6 protein-coding genes and 1 rRNA gene are annotated in these 16059 nt (G+C 42.4%); 5 read left to right on the top strand and 2 right to left on the bottom strand.

The features are described from left to right. The 4 genes from rrf to MKO06_RS17050 all read left to right on the top strand — a co-directional run. A 5S ribosomal RNA gene (rrf, locus tag MKO06_RS17065) occupies positions 1-81 on the top strand; the annotation flags it as partial. Positions 82-306: 225 nt separating this feature from the next. Further along, a complete protein-coding gene (gene pta, locus MKO06_RS17060) occupies positions 307-2400 on the top strand; it encodes a phosphate acetyltransferase (RefSeq protein ID WP_241552447.1) in 2094 nt (697 codons plus the stop codon). A gap of 6 nt (positions 2401-2406) precedes the next feature. After that, on the top strand, positions 2407-3594 hold the full coding sequence (locus tag MKO06_RS17055) for an acetate/propionate family kinase (protein ID WP_241552446.1): 1188 nt from the start codon (positions 2407-2409) through the stop codon (positions 3592-3594). Positions 3595-3751: 157 nt separating this feature from the next. Continuing rightward, positions 3752-4621, top strand: coding sequence for a creatininase family protein (locus MKO06_RS17050; protein WP_241552445.1), 870 nt, complete (start codon positions 3752-3754; stop codon positions 4619-4621). An 85-nt stretch (positions 4622-4706) separates the two neighbouring features. Here MKO06_RS17050 and MKO06_RS17045 read toward each other — a convergent pair whose 3' ends face one another. Together MKO06_RS17045 and gltB are read right to left on the bottom strand one after the other, a co-directional pair. After that, the gene (locus MKO06_RS17045; RefSeq protein ID WP_241552444.1) at positions 4707-6167 is read right to left on the bottom strand and encodes a glutamate synthase subunit beta; all 1461 of its coding nucleotides are present in this window, start codon (positions 6165-6167) and stop codon (positions 4707-4709) included. Positions 6168-6169: 2 nt separating this feature from the next. After that, positions 6170-10693, bottom strand: coding sequence for a glutamate synthase large subunit (gene gltB, locus MKO06_RS17040; protein ID WP_241552443.1), 4524 nt, complete (start codon positions 10691-10693; stop codon positions 6170-6172). A gap of 539 nt (positions 10694-11232) precedes the next feature. On the opposite strand from gltB, the gene MKO06_RS17035 reads away from it, so the two are divergent. Then, a complete protein-coding gene (locus MKO06_RS17035; RefSeq protein WP_241552442.1) occupies positions 11233-16035 on the top strand; it encodes a T9SS type A sorting domain-containing protein in 4803 nt (1600 codons plus the stop codon). The last annotated feature ends 24 nt before the right edge of the window (positions 16036-16059 follow it).

Genomic DNA, 16059 nt, shown 5'->3' with positions numbered 1-16059 from the left:
TTCCCATTCCGAACAGAGAAGTTAAGCCCGTTAGCGCCGATGGTACTGCTTTCATTGTGGGAGAGTAGGTCGCCGCCTTCCTTTTGAAAACCCTCATCATTCTTATGATGAGGGTTTTTTTTTGGGGAAAAGTGAACAAGGCTTTCTAATTATTCAATCTTTGATCAACAGTAGTCTCGTACATGCATTTTCTCCATCTTACCTAGCCTGGAAAAGCATGATTCATATCATGTTTAGCATCTTTTAATAAATGCTTAAAAGCCTCATTTTCCAATAAGCCTTATTTTTGCCGTACAATTTATCACTATGAATAAAGGAATCTACATTGCCACGCTGGAATCCCACAGCGGTAAATCCATGATAAGCCTTGGTCTAATGCGTACCCTTCTGGGTAAAATGATGAAAGTAGGATATTTTCGGCCAATAATTAATGATACTTCAGAAGGAGAAAGAGATAATCATATCGATACTATTCTCACGTACTTTAATTTGAATATACCTTATGAGGATACGTACGCATTTACCCGAAGTGAAGTGATCCTTAAAAGAAATGAAGGGAAAGCGGGAGAGATAATAGATACTATTATTTCCAAATACAAAATGCTGGAAGAACATTTTGATTTTATCCTGGTTGAGGGCAGTGATTTTTCTGGAGAAGGGAATGTATTCGAATTCGATGTGAATACGGTTATTGCAAAAAACCTGGGAATACCTGTGATTATCGTGGTGAGTGGCCAGAATAAGACCTGGGAGCAATTACTGGGCAGTCAGCAAATGGCCTACCAGGCATTTAAAGATAAGGAAGTTCAGGTGATGGCCATGGTGAGCAACAAGATCTTTGAAGAGAATCTTGAGCCTGCTAAAAAGAATATGCGTGGTATTTTGCCAGAGGAAGTTGGGGTTTTTGCGATCCCACTCATTCCTATGCTCGATAATCCAACCCTGAAGGAGATCGTAAAGGCCCTTAATGGAAAGGTTCTGTTTGGAGGGGATTTTCTGGATAACCAGAGTGGAAGTTTTGGAGTGGGCGCTATGCAATTGCGCAACTACCTTACCACTCTGAAAAATGAAAGCCTTGTGATCACTCCCGGGGATCGGGCAGATATTATACTTGGTGCGTTACAGGCTAATATTTCGAGTAATTATCCACGAATTTCAGGAATTATCCTCACAGGTGGATTAACCCCGGAAGAATCGATATTAAAACTGATCGAAGGACTATCGGATATCGTGCCGATCATTTCGGTGGAAGATGGAACCTTCAGTGTCACTAATAAAGTGGGAGATATTAAATCGAATATCTATGCTGATAGTATTCAGAAGATACAAACCACCATCAGTACCTTTGAGCGCTATGTGTCATTTGATTCCCTGGTTGAAAAACTAATCGACTATAAACCAAAGGGAATTACGCCCAGGATGTTTCAATATGGACTGGTACAACGCGCCAGGAAAAGCAAAAAGCATATAGTTTTACCCGAAGGTAACGACCCCCGGATCCTTACCGCAGCAAAACGGCTAATTGATATGAACCTGGTAGATTTAACTCTGTTAGGTAATGAAGATGAGATAAGGAAAACCGTTGCAAAGATCCAACTGGATCTTGACTTTTCCAAGATCAATATTATTGATCCTGTAAGCTCAGTTCATTTTAAGGATTATGCCGAAACCTTTTATGAATTGAGAAAGCATAAGGGGGTGAATATGGATATGGCCAAAGACCGAATGAGCGATGTGTCCTATTTCGGAACCATGATGATCTATAAAGGCCATGCAGACGGAATGGTTTCAGGAGCCGCCCATACTACCCAGCATACCATATTGCCGGCGCTTCAGTTCATAAAAACCAAGCCAAATGTTTCCGTTGTATCTTCCGTATTTTTTATGTGCCTGGAGGATCGTGTGTCGGTATTTGGTGATTGCGCTATTAATCCGAATCCTACTGCCGAAGAACTGGCTGAGATCACGATCTCTTCTGCTGAAAGCGCAAAGGCTTTCGGAATAGAACCTAAGATAGCCATGCTTTCCTATTCCTCAGGAACTTCAGGAAAGGGAGCCGATGTGGATAGAGTACGAGCAGCTACCACGATCGTTAAGGAACGACGACCAGACCTTAAGGTGGAAGGCCCAATTCAGTATGACGCCGCCGTGGATTTAAGCGTTGGTAAAAGTAAATTACCCGATTCAGAAGTGGCAGGACAGGCGAATGTGCTGATCTTCCCGGATCTTAATACAGGAAATAATACTTATAAAGCCGTTCAAAGAGAAACTGGCGCACTGGCAATTGGACCGATGCTGCAGGGGCTTAACAAACCGGTGAACGATCTAAGCCGTGGATGTACCGTGGCCGATATTTATAATACCGTAATTCTAACCGCCATTCAGGCACAGGGAATTTAATTGAAAATGAAAAATATTTTAATCATAAACTCGGGAAGTTCTTCCTTAAAATTTCAACTTATACAAATGCCTTCTGAAGCAGTCTTGGCTTCCGGGATGGTGGAACGAATCGGACTTGATAATGCCATGCTTCATTTTAAGGCGGGTAATAATAAGATTTCTGAACAACTAGAGGCCAAAGACCATGCGGTCTCATTAAAAGCGATTACAGACCATTTGATGAGTTCCGAAAAAGGAGTTATCAAGAATAGAGAGGAAATCGCTGCTGTTGGCCATCGGGTTGTGCACGGTGGGAATGCATTTTCTAAAACTATTTTGATCGATTCACAAGTAAAGCAACAGATCAGGGAATATTTTTCACTGGCTCCTTTGCATAATCCGGCTAATCTGAAAGGTATTGAAGTTGCCGAAGAACTGTTTCCAGATTCCAGGCAGATCGCTGTTTTTGACACCTCTTTTCATACGAGCATTCCCAGGAAGGCTGCCCAGTATGCGATCCCAAATGAACTCTATGAAGAGAACCATATCCAACTCTATGGATTTCATGGGACCAGCCATAAGTATGTTACAAAAAAGGCAATTGATCAGCTTCAGAAAGAGAATTCGAAGATCATCAGTATCCACCTGGGAAATGGTTGCAGTATGACTGCAATAAAGGATGGAAAAAGCCTGGATCATTCATTGGGCTTTGCTCCGGTGAATGGACTCATTATGGGAACCCGAAGTGGAGACATAGACCAGTCGGTTATTTTTTACCTGATAGATGAACTGGGCTATACCTCGCAGGAAGTGAGTGATTTGTTGCATAAGAAAAGCGGAATGTATGGTCTAACTGGTTATAGCGACCTGAGGGATATTGAAGAACAGGCAGAAAATGGGGATAAGCAATGCCAGCTGGCACTTGAAATGAATGCCTATCGTATTAAAAAATATATTGGAGCCTATGCTGCGGCGATGAACGGGGTGGATGCCCTGGTTTTCACAGCAGGAATAGGGGAGAATAGCGATGTGATTCGAAAAATGGTGTGTAGTGATATGGATTTCTTCGGAATCAAAATCAATGAGGAAAAAAATAAAATTCGGAGTAAAAAATCCAGGGAGATCCAGGCTGAAGACTCAAAAGTAAAGATCTTCGTAATTCCTACGAACGAGGAACTGGAAATTGCACAGCAAACATTTGAGCTGATTTCTTAAAGTATTTATTCTTAGGTCTTGGATTTAAAACGTATAAAAGCAGTCAAAAATTGACTGCTTTATTTTTTCTATTCAATTCCAACGAGGAATGACCTGGCTTTGTTTTTAGTTATAATTTGTATTTTAAGCATTTACAAATTGAATTAAACTTATGAAAATGTTTAAAAACCTTGTCTTCTTTTTATTTATCAGCTTCTCCGTATTTGCCCAGGATATTCCTCATAGGTGGGATGAACTAACCGCCAGTGACTGGCCAGAAGCAATCGAAAAATCAAATAGAACCATCATTCTGCCTATTGGAATTCTTGAAAAACATGGATTGCATGGTCCAATAGGTTCAGACCTTATCAGGGCGAGGCAATGGGCAGATAGGGCTGCCGCAGAGGAATATGCGGTGGTTTTCCCCGATTATTTCTACGGGCAGGTCAACGAAGCCAAGCATATACAGGGAACTTTTTCACTTCCCAGCGATTTGACCATGAAATTACTTGAAGAGACCTGTAAAGAGATTGCCAGAAATGGTTTCAATAAAATACTTATTGTGAATACTCATGGTGGCAACCCGTATATGCTGCGATATTTCGTTCAGAATCAAATGGAAAGTCCCAGGGACTATGTAATATATTTTTATGATCCTGGTAGTGACCAGGAATATCAGGAGCGACTGTCAGCAATGAGAAACTCAGATGCATCTGGAGATATGCACGGAGGGGAACGTGAAACATCTGAACTGCTTTATCTACGGCCAGAACTGGTTAAGCAGGAAAGGGCGACCAATGAATCTGGAGTTGACCAGGATAGGCTAAGTGAAATTCCTAATGTTTACCGGTCTATTTGGTGGTACGCTTCGTTCCCTAATCATTATGCCGGGAAAGGAGAAACCGGAACAAAAGAGTTAGGGGAACTTGTTACCAGTCATCATGTAGGCAATATCGTAGAGGCGCTTAAGGCGATAAAGAAGGATACCCGAACTCTTGAGCTGCAGAAGAAATATTTTGAGGAAATGGAAGCCTCTTCAAAGAAATAAATAGCTCTGAAAAAATAAATAAGCCTTTCCGTAACTGCGGAAAGGCTTATTTATAACAACAATTCTTTAAACTATCTTATACAGGTTAAGGAGTTGGCAGATCACCTTCACCTTTAATTGGCAATTTCGATTTTCCCATAAGAAACTTATCTACATGATGTGCGGCTTCGCGTCCTTCAGAAATTGCCCAAACTATCAATGACTGGCCTCTTCTCATATCACCGGCTACAAAGATGTTTTTTAAGTTGGTACTGTAATCCTTTTTTCCTTTGATATTTGTTCTTTCATCTATTTCCAGACCAAGCTGTTCCCCCAGACTTTTTTCAGGTCCGGTAAAGCCTAAAGAAAGCAACGCAAGATCACAGGGCCACTCTTTTTCGGTTTCCGGGATTTCTTTTAATTCAGGTCTCTTGCCAGGTTTTTTGATCCATTCTACCTGTACCGTTTTCAGGCCTTTTAACTTTCCGGATTCATCTTTTACAAATTCCTTTGTTTGTATGCTCCAGTTCCTTTCCACTCCCTCTTCGTGAGAAGAACTTGTCTTCAGCGTGAATGGCCAGTAAGGCCACGGATTTTCTGAAGATCTTTTTTCTGGTGGAAGAGGCATGATCTCAAAATTGGTAACCGATTTTGCACCATGTCTGTTAGAAGTTCCCACGCAATCTGATCCTGTGTCACCACCACCAATCACGATCACATCCTTGCCTTTGGCGCTAAGTCTTTCCTCAACTTCATGAAGGCCATCTACGGCTTCATTATTATGTTTCAAAAATTCCATTGCCTGTACCACGCCTTCGGCATCAGAGCCGGGAATTGGCAGTTTTCGCCTTTCGGTTGCTCCACCACATAAAACAACAGCATCGAAACTTTTCAATTCTTCAATGGAGTAATTTTTTCCAACTTCGGTATTGGGTTGAAATTTGATCCCTTCAGCTTCCATTTGCTCTAAACGGCGATCTATCACCTTTTTTTCCATCTTGAAATCTGGAATGCCATATCGAAGCAATCCGCCGATTTTCGCATCACGCTCAAAAACGGTCACATGATGTCCGGCGCGATTCAGTTGTTGTGCAGCAGCTAATCCGGCAGGTCCTGAACCAACAACCGCAATCTTCTTATCGGTGCGATGGGCGGGCGGTTCGGGCTTTACCCAGCCTTCTTTAAAGCCTCGCTCCACGATGTATTTCTCGATCATTTCAATGGCAACAGGCGGCTCTATAATGCCTAAAACACAGGCCGACTCGCAAGGTGCCGGGCAAAGTCTTCCCGTAAATTCAGGAAAATTGTTCGTGGCATGTAAAATTTTAAGAGCCTTTTGCCACTCGTTTCGATAAACGGCGTCATTGAAATCTGGGATCAAATTTCCCAGCGGGCAGCCGCTATGACAAAACGGAATGCCGCAATCCATACAGCGTCCGCCCTGTTTCTGTAATTCCTCGGTAGGAAGCTCTTTATGAAATTCCTTATAATTCTTTACCCTGTCCTGGGGCTTTATATCTTCTTCTTCCTTGCGTTCGTATTCTAAAAATCCTCTTAATTCACCCATTCTTATGCAGTTTTAAGATCTACCTCTTCTTCTTTTTTCTTTTTCTCTTCAAGTTTCTGTAGTGCCTTCTTGTATTCGGTAGGCATTACCTTAATGAAATTCTTCTTTTCTTCATCCCAGTTGTTCAGGATCTCCCTTGCTATTTCACTTTCGGTGTACTGGTAATGATTCACGATCAATTCTTCCAGTTCCTGAAGGTTTTCCTCGGAAGCTTCCTCGAACTCGATCATTTCCATATTGAAATTGTTTCGGTCCAGGTCGTTCTTAGGATCATAGATATAAGCGGTACCTCCACTCATCCCGGCGGCAAAATTCCTTCCGATCTTTCCTAAAATAACGGCAACACCACCGGTCATATATTCACAACCATGGTCACCAATTCCTTCTATTACGGCCTTTGCCCCTGAATTTCGTACACAGAAGCGTTCGCCTCCAATCCCGTTAATATAGGCTTCTCCGGTGATCGCTCCATACAGCGCTACATTCCCGATGATGATATTTTCATTGGATTTGAAGGTTGCCTCTTTAGGTTTTCTCACGGAAAGTATCGCCCCGGAAAGTCCTTTTCCGAAGTAATCATTAGAGTTTCCTTCGATATTCAGGTTTAAACCTTTTGCTGCAAAGGCCCCAAAACTTTGCCCGGCTGAACCATTGAAGTTCAGGGTAAGCGTATTTTTAGGTAAACCGATGGAACCATGAATCTTGGAGATCTCATTGCTGATGATCGCACCTGTGGTTCGATTGGTATTACTGATAGGGAAATCGAGCGTGACCGGTTCTTTTCTATAAATAGCCGGGTGCGCCTGTTTCAGGATTTCAAAATCCAGCACCCCTTCCAGGTTGTGTAATTGTTTTTCAGTATTTGCCAGGGGAACACCATCCTTCAGATTCGGTTTATGCAGAATATTGGAAAGATCGATGCCCTGGGCTTTGTAATGCTTGATGGCACGGTTCATATCCAGTTTCTGGCATTGGCCAACCATCTCGTTCATGGTTCTGAAACCTAATTGTGCCATGATCTCCCGCAATTCCTGCGCGATGAAATACATGAAATTGATCACATTTTCTGGGGTTCCTTTAAAGTTCTTTCGAAGCTCCGGGTCCTGGGTTGCGATCCCAACCGGGCAGGTATTTAAATGGCAGGCTCGCATCATGATACATCCGGTAGCAACTAGCGGGGCTGTTGAAAAACCGAATTCTTCCGCCCCCAGAAGACAGGCAATGGCAACATCGCGACCAGTTTTAAGCTGGCCATCGCATTCTACCACGATCCTGCTTCGAAGGTTGTTCAGTAATAGGGTTTGTTGTGCTTCGGCAATTCCCAGTTCCCAGGGTAATCCGGCATGTCTCAGAGAAGTGAGCGGGGAAGCTCCTGTTCCTCCGTCGTAACCTGAAATTAACACAACATCTGCCTTGGCCTTTGCCACACCCGCGGCGATTGTTCCTACCCCAACTTTTGAAACCAGTTTTACATTAATCCTGGCTTCACGATTTGCATTTTTCAGGTCAAAGATCAGCTGAGCCAGATCCTCAATAGAATAAATATCGTGGTGTGGTGGAGGAGAGATCAAGCCAACATAAGGCGTTGAATTCCTTGTTTTGGCAATATCTGGATTTACTTTTGGGCCGGGAAGCTGTCCGCCTTCTCCGGGCTTGGCTCCCTGTGCCATTTTGATCTGAATTTCCCTGGCGTTGGTAAGATAATCGATACTTACACCAAATCTTCCCGAAGCAACCTGTTTGATCGCAGAATTTCGCCAGTTCCCGTTGATGTCTTTCTGAAAACGACCGGCATCTTCACCACCTTCCCCAGAATTGCTCTTTCCCTTGATACGGTTCATGGCAATGGCCAGGTTTTCATGGGCTTCCTTGCTTATCGACCCAAAAGACATTGCACCGGTTTTGAACCTTTTCACGATTTCGGTCCATGGTTCTACTTCCTCAATAGGAATAGGGTTCAGGTCCTTGAATTTGAACATTCCTCTTAAGGTCATGAGCTTTTCATTCTGCTCGTTGATTATTTTAGAATATTCGGTATAGGTTGCGTAAGAGTTTTGCTTTACTGCCTGCTGAAGCTTGGCTACGCTGGCGGGATTGAAAACATGGCGTTCACCATTACGTCTCCAGCGGTAATCGCCGCCCATCTCCAGGTCCAGGTCGGTTTCAGTTTCAGGTGGAAAGAAGGCGTGTTGGTAGCGCTTCTGAATTTCCTTCTCAACCTCATAAAGTCCGATCCCTTCAATTCGGGTTGGTGTATTGGTGAAATATTTATTGACGAATTTCTTATTCAATCCAAGGATCTCAAAGATCTGGGATCCGCGGTAGGAGAGAAGCGTTGAAATTCCAATTTTGTTCATGATCTTCACGATCCCTTTTCCGATGGCGACATTGAAATTTTCAACTGCCACTTCAGGATCCTGAACATCGATCTCCTTTCTTTCAACAAGATCATAGATCACTTCATTCACCATATACGGATTGATCGCGCTGGCGCCATATCCAAATAAAGCAGCAAAGTGATGCGGCTCTCTAGGTTCGGCAGACTCTATCACGATCCCGAAGGATGATCTTCTATTATAATCCTTAGCCCTATGATGCACATAAGAGCAGGCCAGAATTGATGGGATTGGAGCCAGTTCTGGATTCACATTCCTGTCTGAAAGGATAATGATATTGCAGCCATTATCAACGGCATCATTGATCTCGAGGATCATTTCATCCAGCCTATCTTCAAGACCGTTCATGCCTTTATCGGCATCATAAAGCATGGAAATCGACCTGGCCTTAAAGCCGGGTTGATCGATGTATTTTATTTTGTCCAGGTCTTCATTCGAGATAACCGGATTCTGAATTTTTAATTTTCGGGCCTGCTCAGGGATAATATCAAATAAATTAAGGTCTTCACCAATCGACAGACTAATGTCGGTAACGATCTCTTCCCGAATTCCATCAAGCGGCGGATTGGTAACCTGCGCGAATAGCTGCTTAAAATAATTGAAAAGCAGCTGTGGCTTATCTGAAAGCACTGCCAGTGGAATATCGGTTCCCATAGAGCCGATCGCTTCCTTGGCTTTCGACGCCATCGGAGAAATGATGGTGGTAATATCTTCGTATGTATATCCGAACAATTTCAGCCTGGTGATATAAGGAATATCTTCCACCGGGGTTTTATTTCCGGTATACGGAACATTGGCCAGAGGAAGTAAATTTTCATCGAGCCAGTTTCGGTAAGGTTTTTCTGAAACGATCTTTTCCTTCACTTCTTCATCCTCCACGATTCGGCCTTCGATCATGTCTACCAGGAACATTCTTCCGGGTTCGAGCCTACCGTGTTTCAAAACATTTTCTGGTTTTATATCCAGGACCCCGGTTTCAGAAGACATTACTACATAACCGTCTTTGGTAACGGTGTACCTGGAAGGCCTTAAGCCGTTTCGGTCTAAAAGTGCACCGATGTAATTTCCGTCGGTAAAAGGAATGGAAGCGGGTCCGTCCCAGGGTTCCATGATACAGGCATTATATTCGTAAAATGCTTTTTTCTTATCGTTCATGGAAGGATTCTTCTCCCAGGCTTCGGGTACCATCATCATAATGGCTTCGGGCAGAGAACGTCCTGTTTGTAAAAGGATTTCCAGTGCCATATCCATGGAAGCCGAATCGGATTTTCCTTCCATAGTAACCGGTAGGATCTTCTTGATATCCTCTCCAAAAATCTCACTTTCAAAAAGTTCTTCACGCGCACGCATCCGGCTCAGGTTTCCGCGAAGCGTATTGATCTCCCCGTTATGGCACATATAGCGGAAAGGTTGCGCAAGGTCCCAGGTAGGGAAGGTGTTGGTTGAGAAACGCTGGTGTACCAGCGCGAGTTTGGTGATAAGATCCGGATCGTTCAGGTCCTTATAATAATCGTTGATATCCTGGGGCATCAACAGTCCTTTATATATTATGGTATTAGTTGAAAGACTGGAAAAATAGAAATAATCACTTTGAGCAAGACCGGAATTTTCGATACTATGTTCAGCGATCTTTCGAGCCGAGTAAAGCTTCGCATTGAAGGTGCGGTCATCCATATTTTCTGGCCTGGCCACAAAGACCTGTTCTATAGCAGGTTCTACTCTACTGGCCATTTTTCCCAGGCAGGAATGATTCACCGGAACTTTACGCCAGCCAAGGACCTCCAGTCCCTGGTTGTTGACTTCGTCTTCGAAGCTGCGTTTACAAAGATCAGACTGGTTTTGATTTTTAGGCAGGAAAACCATTCCAACCGCATATTCCCGGAATTCGGGTAAATCGAAGTCACAAACTTTTTTAAAGAAATCATGAGGGACTTCTATCAGGATCCCTGCTCCGTCTCCGGTTTTTCCATCGGCACTAACGGCACCCCGGTGTTCCAGTCTCACCAGGATATCGATGGCGTTATGTATGATTTTATTGCTTCGTTCTCCTTTTAAATTACAAATAAATCCTGCTCCACAATTATCCCTTTCATTCTGAGGGGAGTAGAGTCCCTGTTCTTTCATTCTCATACGTTTTTCCTTCTGAGTTATTCTTTTAAAAATAAAGAAAAGCGAAGATATCCTGCAAAAATTAAGGACTTTAAAATCAAGATTTTAGGATTTAATAATGAGAGCTTTTTATATTAAGAATTTAGGAATTTATAAGCTTAAAAACGAGAATCCTTTAAGATCGAACAGGCATTTTTCAGGAATAAGGGTTTTCCCCTGTTTTTTGTCAGAGATAACTTTTAGGTCTTATTATTCAAAATAAAAAGTTAATTTTAATATGTTGATTTGAAATACCTTACTTCAGTTTAGATCAAACGAAAATTGTTTTAGGCCCCCTAATCTTAGTTACTTATTGTTAGTTAACAGAAGCTGGTAGTAATTACCGCTCTGATTTACTTGCTCCAAAGTTTTAATTTTTCTTCCCCCCGGATGACGTGGTGTTCGTTGAACACCTTCCCTGGTTTATTCCAGGTTAGATTCTATATACATAATTGGCTCCCCTTCTCTCCAATACTTTTCTGGTGGCTTGGTCTATGGCCTAACCTTAAAATTTTAGAATTATGAAAAGAATTACTATTCAGGATCACGGTTTCCGGGAATCTGAAAACAAAAATTTTATCAGGAAATTAATTTTTCTTTTGATTTTAGGAGTTTTTATAATCCAAACGGGTTATGCTCAACATCCGTATGGATTTTTAGATGGGAATGTCCTTAACGATGATGGTAAATTAGACTGGGAGGATGTGTACAATAATTCTGGATTACCAGTAGGTAGTATTTCCACCGGACTTGTTAATGATCGAGTTTTACCGGATGATATTTTTACCGGTGGCTCCACTAAAGATCATTTACCAATTTCAGGCTGGTTGAATAAACTACAGGATGGTAGCTCTAGTGACAAATCTAATATCCTACAGGGGGGGGCTATTCTAATAGATGGAAGAATTTATTTCTTTGGAAATAGATTTTCCAATGAAGGTTCAACTAATATAGGTTTTTGGTTTTTTCAGGATGATATAAACGTACTGGAAGGTTCTTTTGAAGGGGAACATGAAATTGGTGATATTTTGGTGGTAGCCGAAATTACTAATGGAGGGGCAGTTGGTAAAATTGCAGCCTACGAATGGAGAGGAAGCGAAGCGAACGGGGGTGAAGTTCCCAGTAGTGAAAAAAGTTTAATTAAAATTGTTGATGAAGAGAATCCTCAACCAGAATTATTATCAGCGGTTGTAAATAGTATGCCTGCTCCAACCCCATGGCCTTATGTTGGAAAAGGTGAGCCTACACCCAATGTGATGCCGCCAATCAGTTTTTTTGAAGGGTTTATAAACATCGAAGGTCTTAACTTAAATAATGCGTGCTTTTCTTCATTCCTAATTGAAACCAGATCTTCCTTTTCTTTAACTTCAATTTTAGAAGATTTTGTTGGATCTAATTTTAATGTGGAACCAGCTGTTACCATTGAAGATATAACAGATTGTGAAGATCAGTTCCCACAAACACTAACTGCCACTGTTGATGGGGGTATCCCACCTTTAACTTTTGAATGGAAAAAGGATGGAGTAGTTATTGAAGGGGAATTAGGGTCTAGTATTTCCGTTTCCGAGGAAGGCACTTATTCTGTTACTGTGACAGGTAGTGGAGTAGGAGGAATAGGGACTTGTACCTCAGAAGCCGATACAGCAGAGGTTACTTTTATAGATGCACCATCTTTACAGAATGCGAGTGATACCTTCTGTGAGGATGTTCAGTCGCAAACAACTTTAAGTGATTATAACGGTGATATCGGTGCAGACCCAGCAGATACCGTAGTATGGTATAGTGATTCTGATCGTACAATGGTAGTAACCCAGACAGGAGATCTTGCCGTAGGAGATCATACCTTCTATGCTACCGTAACCAATTCTGATACCTGTGATAGCGATGCAGAATTGACCATTACAATTGATGCAGCGCCTGATCTTGAGAATGCGAGTGATACCTTCTGTGAGGATGATCAGTCACAAACCACCTTGAGTGATTATAATGATGATATCGGGGCAGATCCTGGAGATACCGTTGTATGGTATAGTGATCCAGAACGTACTATGGTAGTGACCCAAACGGGAGACCTTGCCGTAGGAGAACATACCTTCTATGCTACCGTAACTAATTCAGATACCTGCGATAGCGATGCAGAATTGACCATTACCATTGATGCAGCGCCTGATCTTGAGAATGCGAGTGATACCTTCTGTGAAGATGATCAGTCACAAACCACCTTGAGTGATTATAACGATGATATCGGGGCAGATCCTGGAGATACCGTGGTATGGTATAGTGATCCAGAACGTACTATGGTGGTGACCCAAACGGGAGATCTGGCGGTAGGAGAACATACCTTCTATGCTACCGTAACGAATTCAGATACCTGCGATAGCGATGCAGAATTGACCATTACCATTGATGCTGCGCCTGATCTTGAGAATGCGAGTGATACCTTCTGTGAGGATGATCAGTCACAAACCACCTTGAGTGATTATAATGATGACATCGGGGCAGATCCTGGAGATACCGTTGTATGGTATAGTGATCCAGAACGTACTATGGTAGTGACTCAAACGGGAGACCTTGCCGTAGGAGAACATACCTTCTATGCTACCGTAACCAATTCTGATACCTGTGATAGCGATGCAGAATTGACCATTACAATTGATGCAGCGCCTGATCTTGAAAATGCGAGTGACACCTTCTGTGAGGATGATCAGTCACAAACTACTTTGAGTGATTATAATGATGACATCGGGGCAGATCCTGGAGATACCGTTGTATGGTATAGTGATCCAGAACGTACTATGGTGGTGACCCAAACGGGAGACCTTGCCGTAGGAGAACATACATTTTATGCTACCGTAACGAATTCTGACACCTGTGATAGCGATGCAGAATTGACCATTACAATTGATGCAGCGCCTGATCTTGAGAATGCGAGTGATACCTTCTGTGAGGATGATCAGTCACAAACCACCTTGAGTGATTATAATGATGATATCGGGGCAGATCCTGGAGATACCGTGGTATGGTATAGTGATCCAGAACGTACTATGGTAGTGACCCAAACGGGAGACCTTGCCGTAGGAGAACATACCTTCTATGCTACCGTAACGAATTCTGATACCTGCGATAGCGATGCAGAATTGACCATTACAATTGATGCAGCGCCTGATCTTGAGAATGCGAGTGATACCTTCTGTGAGGATGATCAGTCACAAACCACCTTGAGTGATTATAATGATGATATCGGGGCAGGTCCTGGAGATACCGTTGTATGGTATAGTGATCCAGAACGTACTATGGTGGTGACCCAAACGGGAGATCTGGCGGTAGGGGAACATACATTTTATGCTACCGTAACGAATTCTGACACCTGCGATAGCGATGCAGAGCTGACCATTTATATCAACGATACTAATTCTTTAATTAATATAACAGATACTTTCTGTGAGGATGATCAGTCACAAACCACGCTGAGTGATTATAATAGTGACATTGGTGCTGGAGGTAGTGATACCGTAGTATGGTATAGCGATCCAGAACGTACTATGGTAGTGACCCAAACGGGAGATCTGGCCGTAGGAGATCATACCTTCTATGCTACCGTAACTAATTCTGATACCTGTGATAGCGATGCAGAATTGACCATTACCATTGATGCTGCGCCTGATCTTCAGAATGCGAGTGATACCTTCTGTGAGGATGATCAGTCACAAACCACCTTGAGTGATTATAACGATGACATCGGGGCAGGTCCTGCAGATACCGTAGTATGGTATAGTGATCCAGAGCGTACAATGGTAGTGACTCAAACCGGAGATCTTGCCGTAGGAGATCATACCTTCTATGCAACAGTAACCAATTCTGATACTTGTGATAGCGACGCAGAATTGACCATTACTATTAATCCAAACCCAACATTTGATACCCAACAGCCTCCTTTAGACTGTTTAGGAGGAGCGCCATCAATAGCGGTCACTTCCGATACAAGTGGTTTGCAATTTAGGTTGGTGATTAAAGGACAATCTGGATCATTTGCAGATTATACTGGTTCCTTCGAAGATCTCGAATATAATACAACCTATGTGTTAACTGCCAGGTCTACGACCGGGCCAACCTTCTGTGAAACAGATTATGAGTTCACAACACCTGTTCCATTAGATATACCATCTGTTGTTACATTAATGGTAAATAGTCCAACCTGTGATTCTTTTGATGGAACTACCTATTATGGTAGCATTCAAATTACGAATCACGTACCAACTTATTTATATGCGGTGGTTGATCAGGCTACTTTTGATGATATCGCAAGTGTTCCTAGTTCGGCTTATATGAATTATGATTCCACAAGTGGATTGATTTCAGGAATTGCTGTAGGTAGCTACTACGTCATAGCAAAAAGTCCTGATGGATGTTTATCGGCTATTACGCCGGCCGATTTAATCGAGCCACAGTGTATCACCTGCGAAACCGCATTTGCTAAAGATGCAAGCAGTTCAAGTTGTTTCGATCAGTATCCAGACCTTATTCCGAATGATAATAGATGGGGTTGGACCAATTACTATGAGTCTGCGGGAGATTATACCTTAGATCTTTATGCAGCTGCAGGCCAGTGTGATATCAGCAAAGGTGCATTAGTAGGAGAAGTAAATATCTATGATAATGGCGATGGAACTATCGATGTTCAGTTTCTTGCCGACCCGGGATATATCATGAGTTCTGTTCATCTCTATGTAGGTTGTGAACCATTACCTTATAAGAAAAAAGGTAAGAATTATGAGTATACCGTTGCACCAGGGCAATATCCTCAAAATCCGAATGGAAATATTGGTTATGTTACCGACTATACTATAGAGGGAATTGAGGTAAGTGGTAGTTTCTATGTTATTGCGCACGTTGATATCTGTACCAGCGAAGATCCAGATCTTATTTCTGAAATTAGATCAGAGTCTGTCCCTGTGAACTATACCTTACACAAAAGGTTTAGTAGTATGCAAACATGTATTAATTCGAATGGACCTTCCAAGAGTTCTACCGAGTTGACACAAACATCTCTTTCTGAACCAAGCGAGCCGTTATTCAGTATCGCACCTGTACCATTCAGAGATGTGTTGAACATTGGATACCTGTTCGATTATACTTCAGATGTGACCATCCAGGTATTTGACCTAAATGGTAGGTTGTTGACAACCTATACCGATACTGCGGTCAATTCTGATAGTGTTTCAACCTTCAGTGTAGATTTCAGAACGAAACCAAACCAGATCTATATTGTAAGGATGGAGACAGATCGGGAGGTGTATACTGCTAAGATCATCGCAGCGAAATAGATTAATTATTAACTAAAAATAGAA

It is taken from the genome of Christiangramia oceanisediminis, assembly GCF_022570735.2.
In the GTDB taxonomy this organism is placed as follows: Bacteria; Bacteroidota; Bacteroidia; order Flavobacteriales; family Flavobacteriaceae; genus Christiangramia; species Christiangramia oceanisediminis.
The sequence above is the reverse complement of the archived record's forward strand: the minus strand, read 5'-3'. Positions and strand labels throughout refer to the sequence as shown.

Excerpts from the sequence above, each read along its gene's own strand:
- pta (WP_241552447.1), top strand. The coding sequence starts at position 307 with ATGAATAAAGGAATCTACATTGCCACGCTGGAATCCCACAGCGGTAAA.
- MKO06_RS17055 (WP_241552446.1), top strand. The coding sequence starts at position 2,407 with ATGAAAAATATTTTAATCATAAACTCGGGAAGTTCTTCCTTAAAATTT.
- MKO06_RS17050 (WP_241552445.1), top strand. The coding sequence starts at position 3,752 with ATGTTTAAAAACCTTGTCTTCTTTTTATTTATCAGCTTCTCCGTATTT.
- MKO06_RS17045 (WP_241552444.1), bottom strand. The coding sequence starts at position 6,167 with ATGGGTGAATTAAGAGGATTTTTAGAATACGAACGCAAGGAAGAAGAA.
- gltB (WP_241552443.1), bottom strand. The coding sequence starts at position 10,693 with ATGAGAATGAAAGAACAGGGACTCTACTCCCCTCAGAATGAAAGGGAT.
- MKO06_RS17035 (WP_241552442.1), top strand. The coding sequence starts at position 11,233 with ATGAAAAGAATTACTATTCAGGATCACGGTTTCCGGGAATCTGAAAAC.